At 39.1% G+C, this 8,136-nt stretch carries 8 protein-coding genes and 1 pseudogene; 8 read left to right on the top strand and 1 reads right to left on the bottom strand.

The features are described from left to right. Nucleotides 1–230: pseudogene (locus HT719_RS00835) on the bottom strand (DNA-binding protein); the annotation flags it as partial. Between the two features lie 750 nt (nt 231–980). Here HT719_RS00835 and HT719_RS00830 point away from each other — a divergent pair. From HT719_RS00830 to mnmG, 8 genes are all read left to right on the top strand, one after another. Beyond that, on the top strand, nt 981–1,364 hold the full coding sequence (locus tag HT719_RS00830; RefSeq protein WP_100104428.1) for a hypothetical protein: 384 nt from the start codon (nt 981–983) through the stop codon (nt 1,362–1,364). A 392-nt stretch (nt 1,365–1,756) separates the two neighbouring features. Beyond that, nucleotides 1,757–2,131 (top strand): SPH_0224 family bacteriocin-like peptide, encoded by a 375-nt coding sequence (locus tag HT719_RS00825; RefSeq protein WP_016397258.1) that lies wholly within the window; start codon nt 1,757–1,759, stop codon nt 2,129–2,131. Nucleotides 2,132–2,138: 7 nt separating this feature from the next. Continuing rightward, entirely contained in the window at nt 2,139–2,327 is a 189-nt protein-coding gene (locus HT719_RS11395) for a hypothetical protein (RefSeq protein WP_240156538.1), read from the top strand. A gap of 126 nt (nt 2,328–2,453) precedes the next feature. Then, nucleotides 2,454–3,182, top strand: coding sequence for a hypothetical protein (locus HT719_RS00820; protein ID WP_016397256.1), 729 nt, complete (start codon nt 2,454–2,456; stop codon nt 3,180–3,182). Between the two features lie 144 nt (nt 3,183–3,326). After that, nucleotides 3,327–3,629, top strand: a complete 303-nt coding sequence (locus HT719_RS00815) for a hypothetical protein (protein WP_000424403.1) — start codon at nt 3,327–3,329, stop codon at nt 3,627–3,629. A 650-nt stretch (nt 3,630–4,279) separates the two neighbouring features. Next, nucleotides 4,280–5,401, top strand: coding sequence for a tRNA 2-thiouridine(34) synthase MnmA (gene mnmA / locus HT719_RS00810; protein ID WP_001282951.1), 1,122 nt, complete (start codon nt 4,280–4,282; stop codon nt 5,399–5,401). A 140-nt stretch (nt 5,402–5,541) separates the two neighbouring features. Further along, a complete protein-coding gene (locus HT719_RS00805) occupies nt 5,542–5,997 on the top strand; it encodes an NUDIX hydrolase (protein ID WP_172927915.1) in 456 nt (151 codons plus the stop codon). A 9-nt stretch (nt 5,998–6,006) separates the two neighbouring features. Then, a complete protein-coding gene (gene mnmG, locus HT719_RS00800) occupies nt 6,007–7,920 on the top strand; it encodes a tRNA uridine-5-carboxymethylaminomethyl(34) synthesis enzyme MnmG (protein ID WP_172927913.1) in 1,914 nt (637 codons plus the stop codon). The last annotated feature ends 216 nt before the right edge of the window (nt 7,921–8,136 follow it).

The raw sequence follows: 8,136 nt of genomic DNA, 5'->3' as shown, positions 1-8,136 counted from the left end.
TGGATAAGTTTAGAATCGTCTGTACAAATCCCAATACGGACATAGCAGATAGCCAGCCTATCGTAGCTTTTCTTATTCTTGGCGTCCTCTAGTAAAGTGTAGCAGATTTGCTTACACATGTTTTTATCTTGATTGTATAGATAGAGTGTGGAAAGGTTGATCAGGATTGCTATTCGCAAGTCATATAAATGTTGATAGTTTTTATAGACTTCTAAGCGTTGCAAGATTTTCTCGGATTATTGACAAATAAACGGACATTCTGATAGACGATTGCCCTAGCGGCTTAGTGTAAACTTTACAAATTTGGCTTGTAATTTTTTTATAAAATTCACTTTAGTTACTTGACAGTTATTATATTTTCGCTCATAATATAGATAAAAGGATGGGATAGGAGTTTAAAAATTTGAAAGCGCTATCCATAATCATAACGCATAATTTTCTCCTTTTCGTGAAAAAAGTTAACGTAATTTTGAAATGAGCTTAATAAGAGGTACTATGTAGGTAGAAAATAAAGATAGGAGAAAAAGTATGAATAAAAAAATATTTTGTATTCTAGTATGTATTATATCATTGATTAGTCTAACTATAATCTTTCCATGGGGCTGGTCGATATAATGTAAGGGAGCTTGAGTTGTTAGTGGAGGATAAAATGTTAAGAGTAATAGTAGTTATTCAATCTTTAGTAATAATACTGCTTGCTGTTGCTTTATTATTATCTCGGAAAAACTTTGATTCGTTAAATGTTGTTCTTATAATGATGATCGTATCACAATTGTTGTTATTAGTATATTTGATAAAATCAGGGAATCAGTGATTAGCTGTTATTTGAATTAAGTAAACTGTTAAGCTTCAAGCAGTAACTGGTTTTAAATATTTAAAATAAGATAAAGGAAGGAAGTCTAATTTAGGTAACTAAACAAAGCCTGCGATCACTTGTTAGGAAACCATCCTAACCATGCTTAATAAAAAGGAGAAAACAAATGGAACTTGTATTACCAAATAATTATGTTGTGATTGATGAAGAAGAGATGATGTATCTTGATGGGGGATTGTCCATACATAACGGAGTACTTTCTTTTGGGATAAACGCTGAAGTAAATGCAACCCTGGCTTATTTCATGGGTGGTGGAGGTGGTATTGCTTTATTTAGAGCAGCCATTAAAGCAGTTGGAAGACAAACTTTTACAAGGAAACTTAGGGGAACGTTAATAAGCTTCGTGGGGGTACAAGCGGCTAATAGAATTTCTGGAACAGTTGTTGGATTTATTCTTCAATCCGGTGGTTTAAGCGTGGGAGGTATGCTTGCAAACTGGTTGGATTCTGGGGATAAATATCCAAGAAATGGTTGGTGGGATATAACATGATTCAACTAAGTGATAAAACCAGAATAATATTTGCCATTATAGGGGCAAGTTCCATATTAGTCAGTATGTATCTTATTCCACTTATTAAAACTGAGAATAAATTTTGGGAAATACTTTTATTTATATTAGGTGTATTGCTAATTGGAATTGCGTTACTAAGTCAAAAAAAATAAATTTTGTGTTAGTGAATACGTAATCATTAATATTGACTGTTTTATGGTGGAAAGCATCCATAGCTTTTTGTAAGATATCTGATTGGAGAAGAGTTGAGGTGCGGATTGTCTATGATAAAGAAACCTATATTATATAGGTAACTAAGTGCTATAAACAAAGTCGACGATTACCTGTTAGGAAGCTATCCTAACCATGCTTAATAAAAAAGGAGAAAACAAATGGAACTTGTATTACCAAATAATTATGTTGTGATTGATGAAGAAGAGATGATGTATCTTGATGGGGGATTTTCTATTCCAAGGTGGCCAGTTGCAGTAGCCATTAATATAGCTTTCAATGGTGTTCTAGGCGGAGGAGCTATCAGTTTGGTTAAAAATTATGTCCGTAAGCATGGTTTACGATGGGTTACGAGTGCAGTAGCTGGAGCTGCAGCAAGATATGTTGGAGTACGGGTTGCGAATAGAGTTGCAGGTTTTGCAACTTCTGCTATTAACGGATTTGCAGCTTGGATGTCAATTGGTGATGCCATCACAACCATTTGGGCAAATAATGATATTAATCGAAGAGATCCAAACTTAAACGCTTTATGGTAATTGTAAAATGGATATGAAAATTGAAAAAATTTTTGTTATTGTATTTTTAGTATTTCTACTCATTTCCTCTGTAACTTTTTTAGCATATGATCATGTTGGTGAGGAACTAAAGAAATTAATCATTATGATTAATTTAATATTTTTGCTTTTAACCATAGCAATGATAGTTTATGCAAAAATTTTTTTAAATCGATAACAAATATGATATAGCTGGAGTGATAGGAAGGGGAGTCTACTATATTAGAGACTGTTCTCTTAATGAAGGTTATAATATTAGTGGTAATTTTTATCCTTGGGATGGCTTCATATCGGAGACAGTAAGATGAGTAATGTAGATAAAATTCGTAAAATACATATTATCGTATGTTGGATGTATATATTTTTATCATTCAGGACGATTATAAATGACACGGAGTATTTTTTGCTTATTTTTTTATCTTTTATCTACTCAATAGTATCACTACCTCTATATTCTGTGAAAAATAAAATAGTATCTATCTGTCTAGTTATAAATTCGATTCTGTTAATCAGTTTCCCCATTTTAATCAATAAGTTATTCCCAGAAAGCTTTTCGACTTATATTGTATTAATAAGTGTTTTTATTACAGAGTTGATAATTTTTCATTTAATTGGGAAAGATTTTGATACTAAATTGACTAACGAATATAAGAAAATTAGTCAGTTTAGAAGCAAGGTGTCTCAATCTCCTTGGATAAAATATTTAGAGATTTCTAGTTTTATATTAACTATATTTCCATCTATTCTTTATGCTACAGTTGATAATCATGTACTAACTCTTATCTTTTTGATAAAAATTTGTGTAGATACCACGATAAAATTTTTATTCATCAGATTATTTGACACAAGTACTTTAATGAAGAGGAGAATATTTTTTCTTTTCGCATTGGATGTTATAGCTTACTTATTTTTAGGATATCTTTTAGTGATTCAAAAAGCAGGCTATTTGTTTTCGGTTTTACTTCTTTTTTCTAATTTTTCAGTTCCATTTATCAAGGAAAAGGAATACGAATTATTTAAAAATAGCAAGTAATAGAAATATGGATTAAATCTTAGAACGGCTTAAAATCAGACATGATAAAGGAAAGCTATCTAGGTAACTAAGTACTATAAACACAGTCGACAATCACTTGTTAGGAAACTATCCTAACCATGATTAATAAAAAAGAGAATTTTGATGGAACTCGTATTACCAAACAACTATGTTGCTATTGAGCAAGAAGAGATGATGTATCTTGATGGTGAAGGGTGGCTTGCCTTGCTTTGTGGAGGTGTAGGTGGTGTCGCAAGCGGAATAGCAGGAGCTATAACTGGAGCGGCAGCTGGTGCAGCACTAGGGACAATAACCTTACCAGTTATTGGTACAGTTAGCTATGCATTCATTTTAGCTACTTGTGGTGCAGCAACAGGTTATATGTCAGGCTATATTACCGGCTATAATTTCGGTAGGATATTGGAAAGTAATTTAGGCTGGGACTAGTTATGAAAGATAAAAAAGTACAACTATTTGCGACTATAGTATTTATTATGAATCTATTATTAGCTATCGTGAGTTTATTTGATACTAGTATTTTTAAGCATGTTTTCCTTATAGTGAGCTATCTGGCAATCATGTTTGCCTTTCTTATCTATATTGTTGCTAAATACATTCAATCACGGAATAATGGAAGGTAAGTATAGGATATTTTATGTGCCTATTCAATCATGGGCATCTTTATCGATTACCATTTCATTTTCGGCTTAGAAAAGAAAGGACAAGGTTAAAACAATTTCTTCAATAAAGGAGTCAAGATTGGCTCCTTTCCTTGTCTTCTCTAACCAAGCATGTTATAATGAATACTGCTCAAGCGACCTTCAATCGTTAAAGCACACACGACCTTCAATCGTGAACTAGTCATTTCGTTTATCTTTTATTACGTCGTTAACTCGAAATGAGATTCAAGCTGAGCTTGTCTGATTTATAACCTCAATCAGTCTCCCAGACTAATTGAGCGAACTCAAGTTATGCCTGCGACTCGTTGCCTAGTCCTAAAAGCAAACGAAAAGACTATACTCGAAGAAATTCTATTGAAAGTCATAGTAAATAGAATTTTGAGGGGTATAAATAAACGAATAGATGGGAGACTTACCATGAGTGATAACTCTAAAACACGTGTTGTTGTGGGGATGAGTGGTGGTGTTGATTCGTCGGTGACGGCTCTTTTGCTCAAGGAGCAGGGCTACGATGTGATCGGTATCTTCATGAAGAACTGGGATGACACAGATGAAAACGGCGTCTGTACGGCGACCGAAGATTATAAGGATGTGGCTGCGGTGGCAGACCAGATTGGTATTCCTTACTACTCTGTCAATTTTGAAAAAGAGTACTGGGACCGCGTTTTTGAGTATTTCCTAGCGGAATACCGTGCAGGGCGCACGCCAAATCCGGACGTTATGTGCAACAAGGAAATCAAGTTCAAGGCCTTTTTGGACTATGCCATGACCTTGGGGGCAGACTATGTAGCGACTGGGCATTATGCTCGAGTGGCGCGTGATGAGGACGGCACTGTTCACATGCTTCGTGGCGTGGACAATGGCAAGGACCAGACCTATTTCCTCAGCCAACTTTCGCAAGAACAACTTCAAAAAACCATGTTCCCACTAGGACATTTGGAAAAGCCTGAAGTTCGAAAACTAGCAGAAGAAGCAGGCCTTTCGACTGCTAAGAAGAAAGACTCGACAGGGATTTGCTTTATCGGAGAAAAGAACTTTAAAAACTTCCTCAGCAACTACCTGCCAGCTCAGCCTGGTCGCATGATGACTGTGGATGGTCGCGATATGGGCGAGCATGCAGGTCTTATGTACTATACAATCGGTCAGCGTGGCGGACTCGGTATCGGTGGGCAACACGGCGGTGACAATGCCCCTTGGTTCGTTGTCGGAAAAGATCTAAGCAAGAATATTCTCTATGTAGGACAAGGATTCTACCATGATTCGCTCATGTCAACTAGCCTAGAAGCCAGTCAAGTCCACTTTACTCGTGAAATGCCAGAAGAGTTTACGCTAGAATGTACGGCTAAATTCCGTTACCGTCAGCCTGACTCTAAGGTGACCGTCCATGTCAAAGGAGACAAGGCAGAGGTCATCTTTGCGGAACCACAACGCGCGATTACACCAGGACAGGCAGTTGTCTTTTACGATGGCGAAGAGTGTCTAGGTGGTGGTTTGATTGACAATGCTTACCGCGATGGACAAGTTTGTCAGTACATTTAGATTGACAAATTTTCTCAATTTGCTACAATAATAAAAGCAATAGAAATGATGGTCAAAGCTCATGGATGTTGCAGGCTTTTTTGTCCTGCACTTCTTTGGAGTTTTGACTGTTTTTGTGTCGTTTAAGGGAAAGGATAAGAATGACTCAACAAGACTTTCGGACAAAAGTGGGAAATACTGTTTTTGGCGTTCGGGCGACAGCTTTGATTCTCCAAAATCGCAAGCTCCTAGTTACCAAAGATAAGGGCAAGTATTATACTATTGGCGGTGCGATTCAAGTCAATGAAAGCACGGAAGACGCGGTAGTCCGTGAAGTGAGGGAAGAACTGGGTGTCAGAGCTCAAGCTGGACAGCTAGCTTTTGTTGTTGAAAATCGTTTTGAACAGGACGGTATTTCCTATCACAACGTTGAGTTTCATTATCTGGTGGACTTGCTTGAAGATGCCCCATTGACCATGCAGGAAGATGAGAAAAGGCAGCCCTGTGAGTGGATTGACATAGACAAGCTTGAGGGTATCAATCTAGTTCCAGCCTTTTTAAAAACAGCCTTGCCAGATTGGGACGGCCAACTAAGACACATTCATCTTGAGGAATAGGAGAGAAACATGACATATAATTTTACTGAAGAATACGATATTATTGTAATTGGTGCGGGACACGCTGGGGTCGAGGCTTCCTTGGCTGCTAGCCGTATGGGTTGTAAGGTTTTGCTTGCGACTATCAACATTGAAATGCTGGCTTTCATGCCTTGTAATCCTTCTATCGGTGGTTCTGCCAAGGGGATTGTCGTGCGTGAAGTTGATGCCCTCGGTGGCGAGATGGCCAAAACCATTGACAAGACTTACATCCAGATGAAGATGCTTAACACAGGGAAGGGGCCAGCTGTCCGTGCCCTTCGTGCGCAGGCTGACAAGGAGCTTTACTCTAAGGAGATGCGCAAGACGGTTGAAAATCAAGAAAATCTAACCCTTCGTCAGACCATGATTGATGAGATTTTGGTGGAAGACGGCAAGGTTGTCGGTGTTCGCACAGCGACCCATCAAGAGTATGCTGCCAAGGCTGTTATCGTGACGACAGGGACGGCCCTCCGTGGGGAAATCATCATCGGAGACCTCAAGTACTCATCAGGTCCTAACCACAGCTTGGCTTCTATTAACCTAGCTGACAATCTCAAGGAACTGGGCCTCGAAATCGGTCGTTTCAAGACGGGAACCCCTCCACGTGTCAAGGCTTCTTCAATCAACTACGATGTGACCGAGATTCAGCCAGGAGATGAAGCGCCTAATCACTTCTCATACACGTCACGTGATGAGGATTATGTCAAGGATCAGGTGCCATGCTGGTTGACCTATACCAATGGTACCAGTCATGAAATTATCCAAAATAACCTCCACCGTGCGCCTATGTTTACAGGTGTTGTCAAGGGAGTGGGACCTCGTTACTGTCCGTCAATTGAGGACAAGATTGTGCGCTTTGCAGACAAGGAACGTCACCAACTCTTCCTTGAGCCAGAAGGGCGCAATACTGAGGAAGTTTATGTCCAAGGACTTTCAACCAGTCTGCCTGAGGATGTCCAGCGTGACTTGGTTCATTCCATCAAAGGTTTGGAAAATGCAGAAATGATGCGGACAGGTTATGCCATTGAGTATGACATGGTCTTGCCACACCAGTTGCGTGCGACTCTGGAAACCAAGAAAATCTCCGGACTTTTCACAGCTGGTCAGACCAATGGAACGTCAGGTTACGAAGAAGCAGCAGGTCAAGGGATTATCGCTGGGATCAATGCGGCTCTGAAAATCCAAGGTAAACCTGAGTTGATTTTGAAGCGCAGTGACGGTTATATTGGGGTGATGATTGATGACTTGGTGACCAAGGGAACTATTGAACCTTACCGTCTCTTGACCAGCCGTGCTGAATACCGTCTCATCCTCCGTCATGACAATGCTGATATGCGTTTGACCGAGATGGGACGCGAGATTGGACTTGTGGATGATGAACGCTGGACTCGCTTTGAAATCAAGAAAAATCAATTTGACAATGAGATGAAGCGTCTCGACAGCATCAAACTTAAGCCAGTCAAGGAAACCAATGCCAAGGTTGAGGAGATGGGCTTCAAGCCGTTGACAGATGCAGTGACAGCCAAGGAATTCCTTCGTCGTCCAGAAGTTTCTTACCAAGATGTGGTGGCCTTCATCGGACCAGCTGCAGAGGACTTGGATGATAAGATTATCGAATTGATTGAAACAGAAATCAAATACGAAGGCTATATTTCCAAAGCCATGGATCAGGTTGCTAAGATGAAACGCATGGAAGAAAAACGCATTCCAGCCAATATTGATTGGGATGACATTGATTCTATCGCAACCGAAGCTCGTCAGAAGTTCAAACTCATCAATCCAGAAACCATCGGCCAAGCCAGCCGTATTTCGGGAGTAAACCCAGCAGATATTTCTATTTTGATGGTGTATCTGGAAGGTAAAAATCGTAGTATTTCTAAAACTCTTCAAAAATCAAAATGATACGTCGTCGGCTTCTTACGAATGAGTTCAAAGCTTGGCTTTGATTCATCTCCAACCTCCCATAGTTCCCCGAACTATGGGAGCTAACTCAAGTTATGCATTTTCCTAGCCTTCTGGTCTGATTTTCATTGAGTTTTAATCTCAAAAGAAAGCATAGAGAAAAACAGCTCCGAAGACGGGGCTGTTTTGTTGACTTGTACTCAATGAAAATCAAAG

This window comes from Streptococcus sp. k-378 (genome assembly GCF_013277505.1).
In the GTDB taxonomy this organism is placed as follows: Bacteria; Bacillota; Bacilli; order Lactobacillales; family Streptococcaceae; genus Streptococcus; species Streptococcus pseudopneumoniae.
The sequence above is the reverse complement of the archived record's forward strand: the minus strand, read 5'-3'. Positions and strand labels throughout refer to the sequence as shown.